The sequence below is a fragment of the Bacteroidota bacterium genome, from assembly GCA_016706865.1.
Lineage (GTDB): Bacteria > Bacteroidota > Bacteroidia > Chitinophagales > BACL12 > UBA7236.
On the sequence record JADJIS010000001.1, the window covers coordinates 280,137 to 303,021 of the forward strand.

20 protein-coding genes are annotated in these 22,885 nt (G+C 35.9%); 7 read left to right on the forward strand and 13 right to left on the reverse strand.

Features of this window, described 5'->3' with window-relative positions; translation table 11 throughout:
* Window positions 1-19: 19 nt before the first annotated feature.
* The 5 genes from IPI31_01220 to purD form a co-directional block, all read right to left on the reverse strand.
* Entirely contained in the window at window positions 20-2,407 is a 2,388-nt protein-coding gene (locus IPI31_01220; GenBank protein MBK7566423.1) for a 3-hydroxyacyl-CoA dehydrogenase/enoyl-CoA hydratase family protein, read from the reverse strand.
* A 54-nt stretch (window positions 2,408-2,461) separates the two neighbouring features.
* Entirely contained in the window at window positions 2,462-3,046 is a 585-nt protein-coding gene (locus IPI31_01225; GenBank protein MBK7566424.1) for a TetR/AcrR family transcriptional regulator, read from the reverse strand.
* Between the two features lie 111 nt (window positions 3,047-3,157).
* Window positions 3,158-3,577, reverse strand: a complete 420-nt coding sequence (locus IPI31_01230; protein MBK7566425.1) for a hypothetical protein — start codon at window positions 3,575-3,577, stop codon at window positions 3,158-3,160.
* A 242-nt stretch (window positions 3,578-3,819) separates the two neighbouring features.
* Complete coding sequence (locus tag IPI31_01235) at window positions 3,820-4,245, reverse strand: hypothetical protein (protein MBK7566426.1); 426 nt, start codon at window positions 4,243-4,245, stop codon at window positions 3,820-3,822.
* A gap of 230 nt (window positions 4,246-4,475) precedes the next feature.
* Window positions 4,476-5,747: a phosphoribosylamine--glycine ligase gene (gene purD / locus IPI31_01240; protein MBK7566427.1), complete on the reverse strand. Its 1,272-nt coding sequence runs from the start codon at window positions 5,745-5,747 to the stop codon at window positions 4,476-4,478.
* A gap of 137 nt (window positions 5,748-5,884) precedes the next feature.
* Here purD and metF point away from each other — a divergent pair, with 137 nt between their 5' ends.
* Window positions 5,885-6,841, forward strand: a complete 957-nt coding sequence (gene metF, locus IPI31_01245; protein ID MBK7566428.1) for a methylenetetrahydrofolate reductase [NAD(P)H] — start codon at window positions 5,885-5,887, stop codon at window positions 6,839-6,841.
* Window positions 6,842-7,164: 323 nt separating this feature from the next.
* Here the strand turns inward: metF and tnpA are convergent, their stop codons facing one another.
* From tnpA to IPI31_01285, 8 genes are all read right to left on the reverse strand, one after another.
* On the reverse strand, window positions 7,165-7,629 hold the full coding sequence (gene tnpA, locus IPI31_01250) for an IS200/IS605 family transposase (GenBank protein MBK7566429.1): 465 nt from the start codon (window positions 7,627-7,629) through the stop codon (window positions 7,165-7,167).
* A 1,255-nt stretch (window positions 7,630-8,884) separates the two neighbouring features.
* Entirely contained in the window at window positions 8,885-9,604 is a 720-nt protein-coding gene (locus IPI31_01255) for a hypothetical protein (GenBank protein ID MBK7566430.1), read from the reverse strand.
* A gap of 3 nt (window positions 9,605-9,607) precedes the next feature.
* Window positions 9,608-10,861: a PQQ-binding-like beta-propeller repeat protein gene (locus IPI31_01260; protein MBK7566431.1), complete on the reverse strand. Its 1,254-nt coding sequence runs from the start codon at window positions 10,859-10,861 to the stop codon at window positions 9,608-9,610.
* 7 nt (window positions 10,862-10,868) lie between these two features.
* Window positions 10,869-12,401 carry a hypothetical protein gene (locus IPI31_01265; protein ID MBK7566432.1) on the reverse strand — a complete coding sequence of 511 codons (1,533 nt, stop codon included), beginning with the start codon at window positions 12,399-12,401 and terminating at the stop codon, window positions 10,869-10,871.
* 21 nt (window positions 12,402-12,422) lie between these two features.
* Window positions 12,423-13,547: a T9SS type A sorting domain-containing protein gene (locus IPI31_01270; protein ID MBK7566433.1), complete on the reverse strand. Its 1,125-nt coding sequence runs from the start codon at window positions 13,545-13,547 to the stop codon at window positions 12,423-12,425.
* A gap of 739 nt (window positions 13,548-14,286) precedes the next feature.
* Window positions 14,287-14,490, reverse strand: coding sequence for an exodeoxyribonuclease VII small subunit (xseB, locus tag IPI31_01275; GenBank protein MBK7566434.1), 204 nt, complete (start codon window positions 14,488-14,490; stop codon window positions 14,287-14,289).
* Window positions 14,487-15,890, reverse strand: a complete 1,404-nt coding sequence (xseA, locus tag IPI31_01280) for an exodeoxyribonuclease VII large subunit (GenBank protein ID MBK7566435.1) — start codon at window positions 15,888-15,890, stop codon at window positions 14,487-14,489. Before xseA ends, xseB begins: the two co-directional genes overlap by 4 nt.
* A 140-nt stretch (window positions 15,891-16,030) precedes the next feature.
* A complete protein-coding gene (locus IPI31_01285) occupies window positions 16,031-16,834 on the reverse strand; it encodes a biotin--[acetyl-CoA-carboxylase] ligase (protein MBK7566436.1) in 804 nt (267 codons plus the stop codon).
* A gap of 56 nt (window positions 16,835-16,890) precedes the next feature.
* Between IPI31_01285 and rsfS the strand changes: the two genes are divergently transcribed.
* From rsfS to prfA, 6 genes are all read left to right on the forward strand, one after another.
* Window positions 16,891-17,223 (forward strand): ribosome silencing factor, encoded by a 333-nt coding sequence (gene rsfS, locus IPI31_01290; GenBank protein ID MBK7566437.1) that lies wholly within the window; start codon window positions 16,891-16,893, stop codon window positions 17,221-17,223.
* 18 nt (window positions 17,224-17,241) lie between these two features.
* Entirely contained in the window at window positions 17,242-19,275 is a 2,034-nt protein-coding gene (gene ftsH / locus IPI31_01295) for an ATP-dependent zinc metalloprotease FtsH (protein MBK7566438.1), read from the forward strand.
* 277 nt (window positions 19,276-19,552) lie between these two features.
* Window positions 19,553-20,203 carry an LUD domain-containing protein gene (locus IPI31_01300; GenBank protein MBK7566439.1) on the forward strand — a complete coding sequence of 217 codons (651 nt, stop codon included), beginning with the start codon at window positions 19,553-19,555 and terminating at the stop codon, window positions 20,201-20,203.
* 7 nt (window positions 20,204-20,210) lie between these two features.
* Window positions 20,211-20,954, forward strand: a complete 744-nt coding sequence (locus tag IPI31_01305; protein MBK7566440.1) for a UDP-2,3-diacylglucosamine diphosphatase — start codon at window positions 20,211-20,213, stop codon at window positions 20,952-20,954.
* The gene (locus tag IPI31_01310; protein MBK7566441.1) at window positions 20,944-21,747 is read left to right on the forward strand and encodes a hypothetical protein; all 804 of its coding nucleotides are present in this window, start codon (window positions 20,944-20,946) and stop codon (window positions 21,745-21,747) included. Before IPI31_01305 ends, IPI31_01310 begins: the two co-directional genes overlap by 11 nt.
* A 51-nt stretch (window positions 21,748-21,798) precedes the next feature.
* A complete protein-coding gene (prfA, locus tag IPI31_01315; protein MBK7566442.1) occupies window positions 21,799-22,875 on the forward strand; it encodes a peptide chain release factor 1 in 1,077 nt (358 codons plus the stop codon).
* Window positions 22,876-22,885 lie beyond the last annotated feature (10 nt).

Consider the following 22,885-nt stretch of genomic DNA (forward strand, 5'->3'; position numbering starts at 1 on the left):
AAATACTATATTCTAAATACTAGTTCCTCAGCGGTTTACCCGTCTTCAAAATAAACTGCATTCTTTCCAGCGTTTTCTTTTCTCCGAGTAGTGATAAAAATGCTTCGCGTTCGAGGTCTAATAAATATTGTTCATTTACTTCTGTTGGTTGGGAAAGATCGCCACCACATAAAATATAACATGCTTTTTGTGCTATTTTTTCATCGTGTTCGGAAATATATCCTGCCATTTTCATGGATGCAATACCTGTATAAAAACTTCCTAGAGCAGATCTACCCAATACTTTAATGTCGGTTCGTTGTTGTGGTTGGGTGTATCCTTCCTCTGCCAATTCCAATACCGCTTTTTTTGCTTCTGCCACTACGCGATTACTATTTATTATTTCTTTGTCGATTCCCTTGCGCAAAATTCCGAGTTCGAATGCTTCCTGTGCAGAGGTTGCAACTTTTGCCATGGCAATATTTAAACTCATTTCCTGTAAGGTTGGAATTTCAATATCTCCTTTAAAATATTTATCACTTGCACGCAATGCAAATTCTTTTGTTCCACCGCCAGATGGAATTAAACCAGCTCCAACTTCCACCAAACCAATATATGTTTCTGCGGCTGCAACAGCAATATCGCTATGCATGGTCATTTCACATCCACCGCCCAGAGTTAATCCATGCGGACAAACAGCTACAGGTATTCCTGAATAACGCACACGCATTATGGTATTCTGAAAATAACGAATAGCCATATTTAATTCATCATATTCCTGATCAATAGCAAGCATTAACATCATTGCCAAATTTGCTCCTGCGGAGAAATTAGCAGCGTCGTTTCCAATTACTAATCCGCGATAATTATTTTCTGCTATATCGATCGACTTATTAATACCTTCCAATATTTCACTTCCAATTACATTCATTTTCATGTGAAACTCCAGGTTTAAAATTCCATCACCAATATCGTGTAATGTTGCTCCTGCATTTTTCCAAACCGGTTTATTGGAACGATAATTATTCATAATGATAAATGCATCAGATCCCGGAATATTCAAATAAGAATTTGAATTAATATCATAATATTTTCTTATTCCATTTTCCACTTTATAAAAAGAAGTGTTTCCATTACTCAGCATAGTATAAACCCAGGGAACTGCTTTAATACCTGCTGCTTCCATTGCAGATAAAGTTTTTTGAACACCTAAAATATCCCAGGTTTCAAACGGGCCAATCTCCCAACCAAATCCTGCTTTCATTGCATCATCAATTTTATAAACTTCACCTGCAATTTCAGGAATGCGATTACTTACATAGGCATTTACATTATAGGTTATACTTCGATAAAATTCTCCGGCTTTATCGGTACCGGAATGTAATATTTTTAAACGTTCTTTAAGGTCATCAATGGGTTTTGCTGTATCAATTGTTGCAAATTTTGCTTTTGTAGTTGGTTTATATTCAAAGGTATTTAAATCAATTACCTGAATTTCACTTTTCCCATCTGCACCTTTAACCTTTTTGAAAAAACCTTGACCAGTTTTATCACCAAGCCATTTATTTTCAATTAATTTATTAATATAGGAAGGAATAATAAACATTTCTCTGCTTTCATCATTGGGAGAAGCATCGTAGGTATTTTTTGCAACTTTTATTAAAGTATCTATTCCCACCACATCGGCTGTGCGGAAAGTGGCGGATTTGGGGCGACCTGAAATCGGGCCTGTAAGTGCGTCAACTTCATCAATGGAAAGGGATAATTTTTCCATGGTTTTTAAAACGGCCATGATGCTGAATACACCAATTCTATTTGCAATAAAGGCGGGTGTGTCGTTGCATAAAACAGTGGTCTTTCCTAAAAAACGATCACCATAATCCATTAAAAAATTTACAACATCAGGATCTGTTTCCGGTGTTGGAATAATTTCCAATAATTTAAGATACCTCGGAGGATTAAAAAAATGTGTGCCGCAAAAATGTTTTTGAAAGTCGTTGCTTCTACCATTTAACATTAAATGAATAGGAATACCTGAAGTATTGGAGGTGATAAGTGTTCCGGGTTTTCGAAAGGATTCCACTTTTTCAAATAACTGTTGTTTTATTTCGAGGTTTTCGATCACAACCTCAATTACCCAATCACAATCTTTTATTTTATTCAGATCATCTTCGAAATTTCCCGTGCTTATTAGTTTCAAAACCTTTTGAGAATATATTGGGGAAGGATTTTGTTTAACGGCCATTTGCAGACTATCATTAACCAATTTATTTCTGGAGTTTTTATCTGCAGCATTATCTTTTTCTAATTTGGGGTTTAGGATATCGAGTAATATTGTCTGCACACCGATATTCGCAAAGTGGCATGCTATGCGACTACCCATCACACCGCTTCCGAGAACTGCTACCTTTTTAATTATTCTATTCATTATGCGTAATTATATTATTTGTTCGCTCAAAAATTATTTCAATTTACATAGTCCTTAACTGATCAAAGCTTGTTTACTTGCTTTTTCAAATTTTTCAATGATCATTTCATGTGCTTTAATTAAATAAGATCTATCATTATAAATCCGCATCATCATAGCTGCACCTTCTATTGCACAAACAGTTTCTTTTGCAAAAATTTCTGCGGCTTCTTTACTATATCTTTCATTATAAATATTAGTAAGTGCACTTATCCAATCATCGAAGAATTGTTTGATAGGTTTACGGAATTCAGGAACAACATCATTTGTTTCCATGGCAATATTTGCCATGAGACAGGCACCTTCTCCATTGGCAAAAACATCAATACTTTTTTCACCCAGCAACTTCAGTTTTTGAGAAGCTGTTAATTCAGTATCGTAGGCATAAATAAAAACTTTATCGCGGTAGTGATCTCTCAAAACTTCAAGAACTTCTTTCATCAGATCTTCTTTAGAAGAAAAATAATGATAAATACTTCCCTTGAGCAAACCACAGGCATCACCAATATTCGACATCGTTGTTTTATGATAACCCTGTGTTCTGAAAAGATTCAGTGCTTCCTTAATAATGGTGAATTTCTCTACTTTTTTAACAGGCATAGAACAAAGTTATGTTGTTTTTTGAATTTACCAAACGTTTGTTTGAATAAAGTTGCAAAAAAAAATGACCGGCTACAATTGCAGCCGGCCATTCGTCTATGATTAGTTAGTTCAAATCTTGATAAAATGGATCTCTTCAGCACCTGTATCGTCAACCAGTTGCAGTGTTACGTCAGTAACTTCCATTACCCTCCATGCATAAGTGAGCATATCCATCTCTGGACTACCGGTAATTGTTATGGAAACCTCTTTGTCAAACTGCTCATCAGACATGGTTTGGATCAACCAAACACCTGTGAAGGCTTGATCAGCGCTGGTTGCAGACATAGTTCCATTGCTGAAAAACTCGAAGGTAAATTCACCAAAAGGACCGGCATCACCATAAGTATCGCCGTAAAAATTCACTTTGTAGGTTCCGGGAATAACACTTGCTGCCTCTGTTATCGACATGTTATCCAATTCTGATTTTGAACAGGCTGTGAAAGACATTGCAACTACCAAAGTTGCCATAAACACTCTTAAATTCCGCATACTTAAATTTTTAATGGTTTAATTAATAAAACTGTTTTTAGTCGTGTTGCGTTGCATGAGTGGTGAGAGTGTATATTGTCACATTTTAGGGTAAATCATGAGAGCTTAACGATTAAGTAAGCCATTTTATGATGAATTAATTCAAATTTGTTAAAATATTTCACTTTTTACCCTGTCAGAGATAGGGATTTACAGAAATTTACTGTTAAAACCCTGACATTTACCTCACAACCATAACTTTTTTAGAATTTTTCAAAATGAATCTCCTCACTTGGAGTATCATCCTTAAGTTTCATAACGGTATCTGATAATTCAGTGATCAACCAGCTTCCATCAAGATTTTCCATTTGTTTATCACCGCTTATGGTAAACTCTATCTCTTTATCATAGGTTGGGTCATCATCACTACTTTTTACCATCCAAACTCCGGTGTAAATAGAAGCGCCTTTTGTGGCCGTTAGGGCCCCATCATCTGAAATATCAAATGTATAACCATCAAAGTCGTTGCTAACTCCATCACCGTTATCGTAATAATAGGTAACTCTCCAGCTTCCGCCAGCCAGGGTTTCCGCTTCGGTTAGTGTTAGATCTGATGGAATATCATCAGAACAAGAGGACAACATTAATACTGTTAATGCTGTGGCCAGGATCAAACTCATTTTTTTCATACGTTCAAATTTGGTTTTATAAATTATGTTTAATGTTTGCAATTTGAATACACAAACGGGCCTGAAGCGAGGATAGTTGCAGCAGAGTGGCGACACATAAATGCAGTTTCCGCGATATATTTTTATATCGAAGAACGGTGACTTATATCACAAACAGCGTATTTACTTAAATATTGTGGGAACAGAATATCTGAAAATTCGACTCTGGCAGCAACAACTTTTTTTGAAAATCAGAGATCCCAGCCTATATCTCTTCGAAAATATCGGGTATCGTAGTAAATTCTTCCGGCATTTATATAACAGGTTCGCAGAGCTTCAAACAAATCGGAACCATAAGCGGAGACGGCAAGCACACGACCACCACTTGTAATCAGGCTTCCATTTGCATCTAAAGTAGTACCAGCTTGGAATACCATACAATTTTCGGTGTTCTCCAATCCGCTTATCGATTTTCCTTTTTCAAACTGACCGGGATAACCATCGCTTGCTAAAATAACCGCTGCACATGCTCTTTCATCAATGGAAAGAATCTGATCTTTCAATGTTTCGTTATGAACTGCCATAAAAAGTTCAAGCAGATCGTTTTTAATTCTTGGCAATATCACCTGCGTTTCCGGATCACCCAAACGCGCATTATATTCAATAAGATAAGGTTCATCATTACAATTAAAAAGACCGAAGTATAAAAAACCCTTGTATTTAATGCCTTCTTTTTTAAGTCCGGAAATTGTAGGATCAATTATTTTTTCTTTCACCTTTTGCATAAAACCTTCTGTAACAAATGGCGGTGGTGACACTGCGCCCATTCCTCCTGTATTTAATCCTGTATCACCGTCACCGGCTTTTTTATAATCTTTAGATGGAGGTAAAATAAGGTAGTGATTACCATCCGTCAATACAATTACGGTTAATTCTATACCGTGAAGAAATTGTTCCACTACAACTTTATTTCCTGCTGTACCAAATTTTCCTGATAACATTAACTGCAACTCATTTTTTGCCTGCTCCTGATCGTTACAAATTACAACGCCTTTACCAGCAGCCAAACCATCTGCTTTTAATACGACAGGCAATGAATGTTCATTAATATAATTGGTTGCTTCAGAAATTGTTTCAGCGGAAAACTCTTTATATGCAGGTGTTTGTACCTTGTTGCGCAACATAAAGGCCTTAGCAAAAACTTTAGATCCTTCCATTTGCGCCGCAATTTTGGAAGGTCCGATAACCGGTATTGATTCCAAACCGGGGTAAGTGGCAAAATAATCAACCACACCTTCAACAAGTGGATCTTCAGGACCTACCACGATCATATCAATTCTTTGCTCCAGGGTAAAAGTTGCGAGTAAAGCAAAATCTGTTGCCCTGATATTTATATTTTGACCGCATAATGCAGTGCCTGGATTACCAGGAGCAATAAACAACTCTTCGCATTGCGGGGACTGTATTATTTTCCAGGCGAGTGCATGTTCCCTTCCACCTGAACCAAGCAACAATATCTTCATGAAACAAAGGTAAGTCAGCAAAGTGAAATGAAGGATATAGGCTTCGATTTCATTAAAGGGAATTTCTTACATCGGATAGTATATTTGCATCTCTTTAGTAATAGTGATATTGAGAAACAAGTATTTTATTTCATAAAATGAAGGTAACCGAACATATAAACAGGGCCGATAAGACCTTATTATCTTTTGAGATATTGCCGCCTTTAAAAGGCAAAAGCATACATAATATTTACGAGGTTTTGGATCAACTTATTGATGTTAATCCCGCTTTTATTAATGTTACCTATCATCGAAGCGAATACATTTATAAAAAAAGAGGTGATGATAGATTTGACAAAGTATTTATCAGGAAACGTCCCGGCACTGTTGGAATTTGTGCAGCTATACAATTTAAATACAAAATTGACGCTGTTGCGCATATCATTTGTGGAGGATTTACAAAAGAGGATACTGAAGATGCATTGATAGATCTTAGTTATTTAAATATTGATAATGTTTTATTGTTGCGGGGAGATGCCTCCAAAAACGAACGCGATTTTATTCCTGAACCGGGCGGGCATAAATATGCGGATGAATTAGTTTCTCAGGTTGTAAATATGAATAATGGAATTTATTTAGAGGAAGATTCTATTCAGGGATATAAAACAGATTTTAATATTGGAGTGGCCGGATATCCGGAAAAAAATTTTGAAAGTCCCAATTTAAAAAGCGACTTAAAATATTTAAAACACAAGGTTGATCAGGGGGCAGATTATATTGTTACACAAATGTTTTACGACAACAATAAATATTTTGATTTTGTAAAAAAATGCCGGGCAGAAGGAATAACGGTTCCAATTATTCCCGGTATTAAACCTATAACCGGAGCATCACAAATACAATCAATACCCAGAACTTTCCATGTTGATATTCCGGAAGAATTAAATGATATGATTGATGCATGCACCTCCATAGAAGAGGTAAAACAAGCCGGTGTAAATTGGTGTATCGACCAATCCAAAGAATTAGTTCGACATGGAGTTCCCTGTATACATTATTACACCATGGGTAATGTTGGAGCTATGCGGAAGATCATTAAGGAGGTTTTTCCATGATGGTTTAGGAATTGGATTATTGAAAATAATTAGTGCTATATTTTATCCTTTATATTGATCAAATAAATTGATTGATTATTAACATAAATTTATAAAAAGAAATTCCACGCAAGACTCTGTAGTGGTAATTTTTTCAAAACCTCTCCCTATACAGATTACTCAAACCTCGGGCAGGTGTGACATTATTATAATATTATCAATTGACACAATACATAAACCCCGGGTAGGGGTGACATTATTATAATATATACATAGTCACAATTCGCAAACCCCGGGTAGGGGTGACATTATAACCCATCAATGACACAAATTATTCGAATATCTCAAAAATCAATCCATTGAAATAAATTTCTTTCCTCAAATTCAATTTGAAACGACTTCAATAATTCTATGTATTCCTCTCGGAATTTTTTACTTTGATGATGTTGTTCTTGATTTAATATGTAATCATAAACATTGGAAATTTGAGAATGAGAATAAGAAAATGCACCATAACCTTCTTGCCATGAAAATTTACCATCAACGAATTTTTGGTCATTAATAAAATTTGATGAATTATTTTTCATTTCCCGCACAACATCTGATAATGCCATAGAAGGTTTTAAACCAATAAAAGCATGAATATGGTCAGGCATTCCATTTACAATTATTGATTTTTGGTTTTTTTCGGTGATAATTCCAGAAATGTATTTGTGTAATTCGTCTTTCCAAGATTTTTGGATGAGGTTTTGACGTCCTTGAACAGCAAATACAACTTGAATGTAAATTTGTGAAAATGTTCGTGACATAAATAAGTGTTTAGATTAAAAAATAATGTTTTTAAAGTTTTTGAGATTAGCATCGAAGTTTTGAATTCAAATTCATGTTTGGTTTTTATTCGATGATATTTTTGTTATGGGATATAATACCACCCCTACCCGGGGTTGTGGTAAACTCTCTCTGTTTGTATTATAATAATGCCACCCCTACCCGGGGTTATGGTAAACTCTCATTGCTTGTATTATACTAATGCCACCCATACCCAGGGTTGTGGTAAACTCGCGCTGTTTGTATTATAATAATGCCACCCCTACCCGGGGTTGTGGTAAACTCTCATTGCTTGTATTATACTAATGCCACCCATACCCAGGGTTGTGGTAAACTCTCTCTGTTTGTATTATAATAATGCCACCTATACCTGGGGTTGTGGTAAACTCTCTCTGTTTGTATTATAATTATGCTACCCCTACCCGGGTTGTGGTAAAGTCTCTCTGTTTGTATTATAATAATGCCACCCCAATCCAGGGTTTTGGTAAACTTTATCTACTTGTATTATAATAATGCCACCTCCATCCGGGGTTTTGGTAAACTCTATCTGCATTTATTATAATAATACCACCCCTACCCGGGGTTGTGGTAAACTCTCTCTGTTTGTATTATAATAATGTCACCCCTACCCGGGGTTGTGGTAAACTCTCTTTGCTTGTATTATAGCTCCTACCTGGGTGTGGTAAATCGCATTCGTTTACTATTTCAATAATCCAACCTTAACATGGGTTGTGGCAAATTTTTTCCAATTTGTATTATTATAATAATGCACACCTATCTGGGATTGTGGTAATTCCATTTGACTTTGCACTCGAAAATATAATCCCTATCAGAGGTTGAAGCAAATAACTTATTTCCTTAAATTATATTATTTTGAATTGAAACAATTGCAAATCTTGCAATTGATAACACAGAATATTGAAAAGTTAATCCGAACTTTCTCCTTTATTGTGTAACAATTATAAAAAAAATCAGGTGCCGGCTTTGATCTGAAAAATATCAAACAATTTAATGTTTGAGTATAAAAAAATAAGTTGCATTTTGTTTGTAAAGGATCAAAATATTTTATGCAATTATTATTGCAGATGCAACTGAATCAGGAAATACATTTCATATTAAATAAGTGATGTATAACTTAAAGAGTAATTGATGATGCAAAAACATCATTCATTACGATGAAACCAATTTCAAAAAACATTGAATGGTTAAAACAAAGGATCAAAGCCGGATACCTGATTAAAAAGTATATGAAAAGCCGATATTCGGATTCAAAAGAATCATGTCCCAATCGAGTGGGACCTGTAATCTTTCGCTTAATTGGCCTATATCGGTATAATTATAAATTTGGGTTGATAATATGTCTGCAGTTTCGCGCATAGTATTTAGATCTAATATCAAGGCTGAATTTTCCCCAACTTTAAATTTAATTCCCAAGCCAATATTAGACACAAATCCTGCACTCACCTCATTTTCAATTTTAATACTACTTACAGGAGAATTTGTGAAAATAAGTTCCTGGTCGGGGAAATAGGCCTGAGTACTTCCTGCCTGTAATTTTGCATAAAAACTATTAACAACCCCCTGGCTTATGGGTATTTCAAAATACAATCCTGTTAAAATCCCAAAGGAAAAAAAATTGCCTGAATTAAAACTACTCAGGGTATATGTTTCCAGATAGAATGATTCTTCGGCAGAACAACTTCTTCCATATAAAGTTGTTATCATCCCCAACCATTTCTTTTTTATAATAATATCTGCACCATTCAGAAATCCGGTGGATTTTGCATCTACACTGGAAAGTTCATTGTTAAATCCCGGGAGTTCAAATGGATAACTTTGAAAAACTGCTCCTGCTTTTAAATTTGCGGAAACCTCTATTCCATCCTCATTTGCAGTTTGAGCGTAGGATAAGGTCGGGAAAATAACAATTGCGGTAAGCCAAATAAATTTTTTCATAAGTCAATTTTCAAGTTGAAAACAAATAAAGAAATAACTATCTGATGTATATAATCTATTTAAAACAGGGTCAATTGCTACCGGCCATGTTAGGTTGGCATTATACGTATTTGGTTTACCCTTATTGGGAGAATCCATTTCCCATAACTGGTTGCCTGTAAATATATCAATAGCGTGTAGTTTTCCATCACCATAACTGCCGTAATATAATACACCATTGAAATACACCATATCGGAAGGAGTAGCACCGGCATCCTGGTTATCCCATATTACAGATCCGGAAACAGGATCCAGTGCATAAATACTTTCGTAACTTGTTTTCACAATTAGTTTATTTTCCAACAGCATCAAATTCCCCATCAATAAATCTTCCCCAAACCCTGTAAATAATTTTTGCCAAATAGTTTCACCGGTTTCTGCATTCAAACAAAAAATATTGAAGGTACCCTTAAAATAAATTTTTCCATCATAAAATAAAGGTGGATAAATTGAACTGTTCCCCTGTGGATCTAAATCTTCCACCATCCACAAAATAGTGTCGGCAGTCATATTATAGGCATAAAGATCAATTTTGCCTTCATAAGGTGAAGTTCTGTATTGTCTATTTTGAAAATACAGAATCGTATCATTATTTATATCTACTACCGCCGTTGGAGGATAAAGTCCCACGGAAAAATCATCCACCATATCAATAGTAAAAATCGTATCCCAAATACCGGAATAAATATCTGTCATAACAATTGCTCCGGAATAAAATGGATTTATTCCGGTTAAGTGCACATGGAAAATTATATTATTGAAGTGGGTTATTTTTGGCATCCTTCCATCAGGACATTCATAATGCCAAAATATACTTCCATCATTAAGATCTACCACCCTCGGATCGGAATTGCAAAGTGTTACATAATAATGATCATAAATATAACTTCCATTACCTGCAACAGTACTTGGATTTGTACAATTAATTTCAAAGGCGGCATCTGTTTGCCAAATAATATTTCCTGAATCCGTCTCCGCAAATTTTAAAAATATGGGATCAAATTGAGCCAAATTCTGAGAACTAAATAGCACTCCATTGTTAAACACCAAAGGTGCAATACAATTTTTTTCCATCGTATCTTCTGCAAGTGGAATTTGCCAAACTAAGGGTATTGGAGAAATATCTTCATTGGAATTTGTAACAGAGTAATTTTCAAATTCTACTTCCTTACATCCGTAAAGAAGTAGAATTAAACTGTTTAATATGATTATAAACATTCTCATATTATCTTTCGGGGGTTGCAAAAAATAACCCATGATTTCCTTCGAATAAATCGTCTAACATTTGGCGTGTTTCAGAATCATTGCGGATACTGAAATGGTTTGATCCGAACATTTTTCTACTGAAATCCGGCAGAACATCTATTTGACCCAAACATACGCTAGCTGATTCTGCAAGTACCACGCCGTCAGATTCCTTATAGATCCAATTATAATTTGTAGTTGTATAACAATCCGTATCGAAATCTTCTGTTGCACAGGTTCCGTCCGGTGAAGCCGGATATTCTTCGTCTGTAAGATCACCTAATGGACCGTCATCAATACAATAACAAGTTTTTCCGTCCTCTACTAATACATTGGCACCAATAAATCCTTTCCAATTAGTATTTGCGTCCATGAACCAATCGTAACCTTCTTTATAGGAATCGCGAATAAATGCAGATTCTTCATAATCATTGGTAAGATCCAACGCACAAAAGATCGTTAAATAACATCCCAAAGTGGTAAGGTCGAATCCATATATAATATCGGCATAGGTTTGTGATAAATTATCGTAGGAAATATATTTTGAATAATACAGATCGGTCATAACATTTGCATAGTCGGCAAGTGTATTATCGCCTCCTGCGCCAAATGGATCTTCACCATACGTTATCACGTTATTGGGTTCATGGCCGTCTAATAAATGGACTAGTGTATTCCACATTAAAGGTTCGGTTTCAACTCCGTAAAAACAAACATAGGGAATTTCCGGAACAAATGCATTTAATTCCGCCAATTGCTCGGAACCAACTTCATAACTCTCGGTAATTCCGGAAAAATAATCTTTAAATAAAACGGGGGCAATATTATTTTCAAAGGTTCCGCAGAAGAAGTCGCTGAAATGCCCGATGCTTGTTGTGTTGAGAAAGAGATCCAGAAAAAAATTGCTTTCCACATATTCGGCAACCGGCCCGGCTGTAAGTGCCATACAGGTTGTTCCGGCCCAGGTCATTAGCTCCTCTTTATTATTTAATACCTGTGCACCCTGATTAGATGATCCAAAAGTAACAAGCCCTCCAAAGCTGCGCGGTTCAGGACCCCACTCACCTGTAAAATAAGAATAGTCGATACGTCGGGAAACTATTCCGCCCTGACTGTGCCCGATAATAATTGCATGGTCGTCTGCTTCATCAATCGCCTCCAGATCGCTGCGCAATTCTGCAGCAGCAAAATCAAGTGAAACATCGGCATAATCGGGGCGACTTGAATTAATTCTATATTCAGTTGCTGCATATAAAGAGGCCTGACTCCAACTGATACCAACAGTTCCGTCTTCATCACCTTGTCCGCCTAAACCATGGATAAAAAAAACTTCACGATCTTCCAATAATGAAGGAGAAGCCCAAACATCCGCAGTATAGTTTGCTGGTATAAATTCTTCAGGAATTGTGCTTAATACTTCAATACTGTAGTCTGGAACACAATCCATATCAAGTTGTGCAATACAATTTGCATATAATAAAACCGATAAAACGGGTAAAATGATCTTTTTCATAAAATTTGTTTTTAGGGTAAATCAATTTTTAATAAAGGTTTCCGAATAATTAACAGTATCTCCTATTAATTTGAGGATATAAATTCCCCTATCAAAAGAACTTATATTAACATTAAATTCGGTAACGCCATCTATTATAGGGTTTTCAAGTTTTAGTCGCCCGGTATTATCATATACATATAATTTAAGTCCGGAAGCACTTTCAGGAAGCCACACTTTTATAAAATTATGCGCGGGATTTGGAGAAAGATTAATCCTGTCGACATCCTCCACTGCCTCTTCATCTTCCTCTTCAGCAAATTTTCCAGGGCCGTAATTTGTGAAAGTATAACTTGGGTATTGCACTATTTTATATTCCTGAACACAATTAGCCGGGAAACGATCATCCCATTTTTTTTCTATAGTGTAGGATGGAACAATTTTTCCCGCAGCATTCATACGAAATCCTTTTTTTATGGAATAATTAAATGTGCCATCACTTTTGTACATGATCAATTCATTTGATCTTTTCGCATTATTAAAGATCATCTCCATAGAATCGCGCGTAAATTTATTATACCCGGAACCGACGTTGGAATAAACAAATCCTGAATCGAGCATTTCACGTTTTAATGTAGCTGTCAACTGTATAAAGTCAGGAATAATATCAGCACTATGTTCGGTGAGATAATTTTTAATCGCATTATAATTGCTTCTATACATACTGCTGTGAAGCTCGTTCACTAGTAAATGATTAAACCTATCGTAAACCTTTATTCGCGATTTATCAATAATTGTTTTTACCGGTTTTGTCATCCAAGCTTCATAAAGATTATTTTCCTGATGATAAATGGTAGTTTTCAGATCATTATTCGTGTAAACCAAACGAACAATACTGTCTCTGGTGATCTCCGGTAATAAATTAACTTTTTCCGTAATAGAAAATGCATTAATAGAATCGGAGATAAGGTAGAACACCTTTGTTTCCGTGACGTAATTAATAGAACTTTTAACAGTGCCTTGTCCATTTGAAATTTTAAATTGCAAAATCAAAAAGGGGATCAACAAAAAAAGTGTTTTAAATTTTTCGGGTGGGTATCGCAAAATAAATTCCAAATTGCGATTCGCCGGGTGGTTTGAATACAAACCAATAGCAAGTAATTTCATGTAATTGAATTTTAGGGTTAAACAATTACTTGCAAGGCTAAAATTGTTTTTTTAGAAAAACAAATTATTTTAAAAGTATTTTTTTTATTCAATAATAGCAAGTGAGTAGGCGATTAAAAAAAGTTGAGCGATTAGGAGGAAGGAGGAGTGAGGAGTGAGGAGAGAGGAAAGAGGAGTTTAAATTTCTGACGAAATTTTGGGTGTATGCCGTTAGTGAGACCCTCGCTAAGAGCGAGAGCCTCACTATCTCCGAATTAATGCAAATTCCACTTTTTATTATTTTGATAATTGATACTATAAAAGGAGAAAGGAGTTTAAATTTCTGGCGAAATTTTGGGTGTATGCCGTTAGTGAGACCCTCGCTAAGAGCGAGAGCCTCACTATCTCCGAATTAATGCAAATTCCACTTTTTATTATTTTGATAATTGATACTATAAAAGGAGAAAGGAGTTTAAATTTCTGGCGAAATTTTGGGTGTATGCCGTTAGTGAGACCCTCGCTAAGAGCGAGAGCCTCACTATCTCCGAATTAATGCAAATTCCACTTTTTATTATTTTGATAATTGATACTATAAAAGGAGAAAGGAGTTTAAATTTCTGGCGAAATTTTATTGCGCGCATTATTTGTTTTCCTGATTCTTGATGCTTGATACCCTTAGGTAATACCGTTAGTGAGAACCTCGCTGAGAGCGAGAGCCTCACTATGTCTTAGTACGGATTCACGATTGCCGATTCACGATTCACGCGTCTTCGTCCAATTCTTTCAAAATTTTATTTACATCTTCTTCTGTTGATGTTAATTTTGATTTACAGATCTTTATAAGGAGAGCAGCGCGTTTTACTTTTTCTGATAATTCGTCAACAGATATTTCACCGTCTTCAATTTCAGCAACTATGGTTTGAAGTTCTTCGAATGCTTCGGTATAATTCATTTTATCTTTCATGTTGATTCGCCCTCTTTTATTTTATTAACGGTGCTATTTATTTCGCCGTTCAAAATTATCGTTTTTATTTCATCTCCTGCATTTAATTCAGATGTATTTTTTATGGCTTTTCCTTTAAACAAGGTTATACTATATCCCCGCTGCAAAACTTTTTTAGGGCTCATATTGATCATATTTTTTTCCAGATGATCGAGTTCCAGATTTTTATTCTTGACATAACCTGATAACAATACCTGAATTCTACTATTTAGATTTTGGATATTTAATGCTGATGTTCTGCAGGAGGCAGTTGCATCCTTTTGCATATCTGCCATAATTGTTGAAAGTGACAATCGTTCATTTTTAAATAAAAATCCGGACTGTTGAACGATACTGCGTATTTGTTCTTTAATGATACTGTTATTGGAAAGCAATTTATTTTCGACCACCGATCTGAATAGTTGGGTGTAGGATCTCAGTTTTATGTTTTGATCAGTTAATAATTGTTGCGATTCATCAATTATAAAATCTTGCGCCTTTTGTACCGGAACGGAAAAATTGTGAAATTTCTGTAAGAGATATTCCGCAATTTTAGTTGGGGTAATTGCATTTTCGTAGGAGATCATTTCTGATACTGTGAGGTTGGTAGCATGTCCTATACCCGTTATAACCGGAAGCGGAAATAAGGCTATTTCTTTTGCGAGGGCATAATTATTATAACAAGATAATCCAACATCTCCCCCACCCCCTCGAATTATTGCAACTACATCAAAATGTTGTTTCACCTTTTTAATTCTGGATAATTGCCGGCTTATGGAAGGAATGGCTTTTTCACCCTGTAAAACTGAAGGAAAAAGCATGTGAAAAAATTTATAATTCCAATTGTTAGAATCTAGCACTCTTGTGAAATCGGCATACCCTTTACTTGATTCCACTGAAATTATTGCAATACGTTTTGGCAATAATGATAATTTCATGGTTTTATTTAATCCGAAAATTCCTTCCGTTTGCAAACGCTGAATTGTTTCCTGTTTTTCCCTTTCAAGATCCCCCAAAGTATATCCGGGATCTATATCCATTATGCGAAGCGACAAACCATGTACAGGATCGAAGGTAATATTTGCCAGAAATAAAATTTTTATCCCGTCTTTTAATGGTTCCTGTAATATTTTTAAAAATGCATTATTAATTCTTACATAATCATCCTTCCACAAAATGGAACGTATTTGGGCAACTACTTTTTCTCCTTGTTTTTCTACTAATTCCGGATAACAATGTCCCGAATGCCGATAAAGATTGAGTTTATTCATTTCTGCCTTTACCCAAAAATCTGTTTTATAGCGCTCAGAAATTGTTTTCTGAATACTTTTGGTAACCTCCAGTAAGGAAAAAATTGTTTTATTGTTTAATTTTTCTGACATTTAATTTTTCTGAAAATGGAATTTCAAATTTATTAATTATTTTGAGGTTAATTATTTTTTTATTGCAAATTTCCTTTATGATGTTTTTTTGTTTTGCTATTTCTTATTTCTGAATGTAACTATATTTTCGAAATATTCACTTATTTAACGAACTCAATCTGTTTTACTTCAAACGCCCTTATGCCTCCATCAACTTCAATATGGAGCAGGCCATCTTCCCCAACACCTTTTATTACTCCTTTGAATGTAGTTCCATTCACAATAAAATTTTTATCCTCCCCCAAACCAAACAAATGTTTGTGATATAAACCATCTATTTCCTTAAAGTTATATCCCCTTAAAAGAAAATAATATTTTTCCAGTTTTGCACATAAAATTAAAAGCGTATCAGAAATATCAATATTAGCACTTATTAATTCCTTTAAAGAAATGGCAAATAATGTTTTTTCCTTTATAAATTCTTGATTGACATTAATTCCTATCCCTACAATACTATTTTCAATTGTATTAGCCCGAAAGATATTTTCGATTAAAACACCGGCAACCTTCCTATCCCCAACTAAAATATCATTAGGCCATTTAATGGAAACTTTTATCTTCTGCTCAGGTTGCTTGCCCATAAAGTATTCCACACAATCTCTCACGGCAAGAGCAATTGCCTTGTTAAAATAAAAGATCTGTTTCGGTTCCAAAAAGGTTGGGGAGAACAGGATACTTACCGCTATATTTTCTCCGAGTTCGCTTTTCCAGGTTGCTCCGAGTTGTCCTTTTCCTGCAAATTGATCCTCTGCAAATACCAATAATCCTTCATTTGGACGTTTATCAGAATTGAGCAGCTCTTTAAGATAGGTATTAGTGCTATCCACCCTGTCGAGATGTATGAGCTCCTTTCCCAGGAATACCGTATTTTCAAGAGCCCGCAAAAGAATTCGTAACTTTGCCATTCATTACAAAGTAAGTGAGAAAAAAAACAAAGAAATTAGAGGAGGCACAATATTCGTTGACCGATGCCGTCATTGAAAGTATTCAGGATAAAAAGGGTGAAAATATCGTTCATCTGGACTTAAGCAGTTTAAATGATGCTGCAACAGACCATTTTATCATTTGCCACGCGGATTCAACCACGCAAGTTAGAGCTATAGCAAACCATATTGTAGAAAATGTGTTTGAGATTACAGGCATGAAACCTTTAGGAAAAGAGGGTTTTGAAAACTGCGAATGGGTATTGGTGGATTATATGAATGTAGTTGTTCATGTTTTTTATCGTGAAACCCGCAATTTTTATCAATTGGAGGAGCTATGGCACGATGCCTTAGTTAAAAAAGTAAGTTAAAAGAGATTAATAATTTCGATGAGTACAGAACAAAACAATCAAAACAAGAACAAACCGACACCGCAAAAGAAGTTTAATTTCTATTGGATCTATGCAGTGATAGCAGCAGTTTTAATAGCATTTATGTATTTTCCGTTTGAAGGAAACCCTGTGGAATTAAAGGATATTAAGAAATTTAATACCGAAATGCTTCAAAAGGGTGATGTTAATCGCATTGTTATCGTGAATGATGATTATGCCGAGATATACATTAAAGCAGACCGTTTAACGAACGAACCCTATAAAAAGGACAAGGTTCCGGAAAAAGGTGCCCAGTATAAATATAAGGTTACCACACCGGATGCCTTTATTAATCAATTGAACGATTGGCAGGCGAGCTGGCCTGAAGAAAATAAACTTCAGCCGGAAAGTGAAGAACGCACTAATGTGTTGATGAGTCTTTTGAGCTGGATATTGCCTTTTGTATTGATTCTTGGTATCTGGATCTTTATTATGCGCAGAGTTACCGGTGGCGGTGGCATGGGCGGCGGCGGACAGATATTTAATATCGGTAAGTCGAAAGCTAATCTTTACGATAAGGACACCAAGGTGAATGTTACATTTAACGATGTTGCCGGATTGGATGAAGCCAAGGAAGAAGTAATGGAAGTAGTGGATTTTCTCAAAAATCCTAAAAAATATACCGCTTTGGGCGGAAAAATACCGAAAGGGGTGCTTTTAGTAGGTAGTCCGGGAACGGGAAAAACGCTTTTAGCCAAGGCTATGGCTGGTGAAGCGCAGGTTCCTTTCTTCAGTATTTCGGGTTCCGATTTTGTGGAGATGTTTGTGGGAGTAGGTGCGAGCCGTGTTCGTGACCTCTTCCGTCAGGCTCGTGAAAAGGCCCCATGTATCATATTCATAGATGAAATTGACGCAATAGGACGCGCCAGGGGCAAGAATATGATCCAAAGCAACGACGAGCGTGAGAACACCCTCAATCAATTGTTGGTGGAAATGGATGGGTTTGGGACCGACAAGGGTGTAATAATTCTCGCTGCCACGAACCGTCCGGATGTTTTGGACCCTGCTTTATTGCGTCCGGGACGTTTTGACCGTCAGATCTCTATCGATAAACCGGATCTTGCAGGACGTGAGCAAATATTTAAGGTGCATTTGAAGCCTATCAAGGTTTCTCCGGAAGTTGACCCTCATAAGTTGGCGTTACAAACTCCTGGTTTTGCGGGTGCCGATATTGCAAATGTTTGTAACGAAGCAGCTCTAATTGCAGCCAGAAGAGGAAAGAAATTTGTGGAGATGCAGGATTTTAATGATGCTGTTGACCGTGTTATTGGTGGATTAGAAAAGAAAAATAAACTGATATCTCAGGATGAGAAAAAAATAGTTGCTTATCACGAAGCAGGACATGCAATTTGTGGATGGTATTTGGAACACGCTGATCCATTAGTGAAAGTGAGTATAGTTCCAAGAGGAATTGCTGCTTTAGGTTATGCTCAATATCTTCCAAAAGAACAGTATCTATATACCAAAGAACAATTGATAGATATGATGTGTATGACTTTAGGTGGAAGAGCGGCTGAGGATATCATTTTTGGAAAAATAAGCACAGGTGCACAAAACGACCTGGAGCGCATTACCAAAATGAGTTATGCTATGGTTACCATTTATGGTATGAACGAAGTGATTGGAAATATTTCTTATAACGATCAGAGTCAGGATTATCGTTTTGCAAAACCCTATTCTGAGCAAACTGCAACCGTTATTGATGAAGAAGTGCGAAAATTAATTGCTGCTGCTTATATCAGAACAAAGGAATTATTATCCACTAAAAAAGTACAATTAGAAATAATCGCCAAAGAATTACTGGATAAGGAAATTATCTTCAAAGCAGATATGGACAGACTTATTGGTCAGCGTCCTTTTGATGAAAAACATCATGAAGCGGTGAAATTGGAGGAGAAAGAAACGATAGTAATTTCAGAAAATGGAGCGGATCATGTTGTGCCTGAAGTGGAAAAATTAAAGCCGGAGGATACGGAGGTGAAACCTTTTTGAAGGTTGAACTAAGTGCTTAATAATATTAACCGACCGCGGCCGTTATTGCCGCGGTTTGGTATTTTTAATAGGTGGATTTGAGTGGGAGTTTGGGTAACATTGGAAGGGTTGCTTCGAAATTCCGGTGGAATTTCTCGCAATGACGGGTGGCCAATAGGAATTTAAGTTGGATAACGCTTTTTTAGATTGTTTATAACACAAAGCAATGTTTATTGGAAATAACTGAAATTTGAACTTTCATTCAGAAAACATTAGGAATAACCCGATAAAAAATTATATGGCAAAAATATTATCCGCCAAAGAAAAAATACTCAGCAATGTGCGCAGTGCCTTATTGCATCAAACAAAACAACCTTATGCAAATCTGGAAACCAACGATTCGTTTTATGCAATAGAGAACGAGGCACTGGAAATAATTTTTGCAGAGGCTTTTACGGCGGTTTCGGGTCAATTTGTGTTTTGTGAAAATGAAAAGGAATGTGTTGACACCTTAAAAGAATTGGTTACACAAAAAGCCTGGGCGCATATTGTTTGTCCCGAAAAACAATTACACGAATTATTCGACCGCAATCAGTTTATTCAATATGAAAATAACGCATCGGTTTTGGAAGCGGATGCAGGTATTATGTTATGTGAGGCATTAATTGCACGTACGGGTTCTATTTTAATTTCGAGCCGTCAGCAAAGCGGAAGAACTTTACCTATTTTTCCTGAAGTAAATATAGTGATCGCCTCTACCAAACAATTGGTATTGGATATTCATGACGGATTTGCAGCTATAAGAAAAAAATACGATGGCAATTTTCCTTCCATGGTAAATTTAAATACTGGTCCGAGCAGAACTGCCGACATTGAAAAAACATTAGTGCTTGGTGCCCACGGACCTAAAGAAGTATATGTATTTTTAATTGATAATTGGCCGGTATAATCAGCGGATGGAAAGAACAAAAATTTATTTCGCCTCCGATTTTCATCTCGGCATTCCCGATCACGCATCCAGTCTTGAAAGAGAAAAAAAAATAGTGCGTTGGTTGGATGAAATTAAATCAGAAGCCAAACAAATTTTTTTAATTGGCGATCTGTTTGATTTTTGGTTTGAATATAAACATGTTGTTCCAAGAGGGTTTGTTCGATTGTTGGGAAAACTCGCCGAATTAAAAGATAGTGGTATAGATATACAAATATTTACCGGAAATCACGATTTGTGGATGTTTGGTTATTTTGAAGAGGAATTAAAAATTCCTGTGCATCACAAGCCCATACAATTGGAAGCTAATGGCAAAAAATTTTATATAGGACATGGCGATGGAATTGGTCCAGGAGATAATGGCTTTAAGTTCATGAAAAAAATATTCAAAAGCAGACTGGCACAGGTTTTATTTGGCATGCTACATCCCTACCTTGCATTTAAAATTGCACGCTACTTTTCCTATAATAGCAGAATGTACAATGTGGAACGCAAATTTTTAGGGGAAGATAAAGAATGGCAAATGCTTTATGCAAAAGAGGTATTAAAAAAAGAACATTTTGATTATTTTTTATTTGGTCATCGGCATATAGCCATTCAGATACCAATTGGAGAAAACAGTTCGTTCATTAATTTGGGCGATTGGATAGTATTTAATTCTTATGCAGTATTTGATGGTAGCACCTGCACTTTAAAATATTATGAAAAATAGTATTTTCATATTTCTAATTTTTTTATCTCTCAATTGTTTTGGGGAAGATTCGCTGATATTAAAAATAAACGTTACAAGTACTTTTTTAACTACGGATAATTTATTTAATGTTTATTATATCAACGATAAACAGGAAATTATGCAGTTTAATTATGTAGATTCCACGCAAAGAAGTTATAGCAACAAACAATTTGGAAGTCCCACATTAATTGATGCATCCAATGCCTTAAAAATATTGGTATTTTATTCCGATTACAACACTGTGGTATTATTGGATAATAAATTAGCAGAACTATCTGTGATAAAACTCAGCAACAACATCAATAAAAATAATTATCAACCCACTGCAATTTGTAAAGAAAGTGAAAGCGATTTTATCTGGATGTATGACGATCTCAGCAGAAAATTAATTAAGCTGGATGAAAGTGGAAATGCCGCTGCAGAAAGTGAATCTTTTGATCAATTATTTAATTTTTCTATTCAGGAACCTAGATTATTCAGTGTAAATAATAAATTATATTTATACACTTCAACACAAGGCCTTTTGGTTTTTGACAATTATGCTAATTACATTTATACAATAAGTGAAATCCCAAAAACACCCGATCAGGTGAATGATAAATTTTATTTATGCACTTTGGATACAGAAATATCCATGTATATTTTTCAATCTCAATTTGAATTATTACTTTCTTTGCCTGAAAAAAATGGTCTGCAAACAAACCTTGTAGGTGATAAAATATTTTTAAGAACACCCGATCAGATAGCAGTATATCAGGTAATTAATCGTTAGCGCTGCATTAATTACCTTTGCAGCGATTAATTTATCACCCAAAAATTATTCATGGATCTTTTATCAAAATTAGAGGCAATTAAAGAACGTTGGCTGCACATTCAGGAGCAGTTGAGCGATCCTGAGATCATGAGTGATATGAAACGCTACAAATCACTCAATAAGGATTATCGCGATATGGATCCGGTTGTGGAGGCCTTGGCAGAATATAAAATGGTGTTGGGAAATCTTCAGGACAGCAGACAAATTCTCAACACAGCAAAGGATGATGAGTTGCGGGAGATGGCGAAAGGAGAATTATTGGAATTGGAGGAAAGAAAAGAAAATCTGGAAGAGGAAATAAAACAATTGCTTATTCCACAGGATCCGGAGGATGAAAAAAACGCCATTATTGAAATAAGAGCAGGAACAGGAGGAGATGAAGCAGCAATTTTTGCAGGAGATCTTGCAGAAATGTATACCCGCTTTATCGCTAAACAAGGATGGAAGTTGGAAGTAATGAATGAAAATCAGACGGAAAAAGGCGGGTATAAAGAGATCGTATTTGAGGTGACCGGCGAAAATGTGTATGGTAAATTAAAGTATGAAAGTGGGGTTCACAGGGTTCAACGGGTTCCGGAAACGGAGTCGCAGGGAAGAGTGCATACCAGTGCTGCAACTGTAGCTGTTTTACCCGAAGCGGATGAATTTGACATAGAAATTAACCCGGGTGATGTGAAAGTGGATGTTTTCAGAGCAAGTGGAGCGGGGGGACAACACGTAAATAAAACAGAAAGTGCGGTGCGCATGACACATTTACCTACCGGTATTATTGCCGAATGCCAGGATGAGCGCTCCCAGATAAAAAACCGCGCAAAAGCCATGAAAGTGCTTCGCACCCGTGTCTACGAAAAATTTTATGCCGAACATATGGATAAGATCTCCAAAGCAAGAAAAACGTTAGTTTCTACAGGAGATCGCTCAGCAAAGATCAGAACTTACAATTTTCCTCAAAGCCGTGTTACAGATCATAGAATAAATCTTACCATGTATAATCTTCCGGATGTGATGAATGGGAATATTGACGAGATCCTGGATGCGCTGCAGGTGGCGGAGAATGCGGAGAAGATGAGGGAAGGGAGCAGTTGATGCAGCTGAC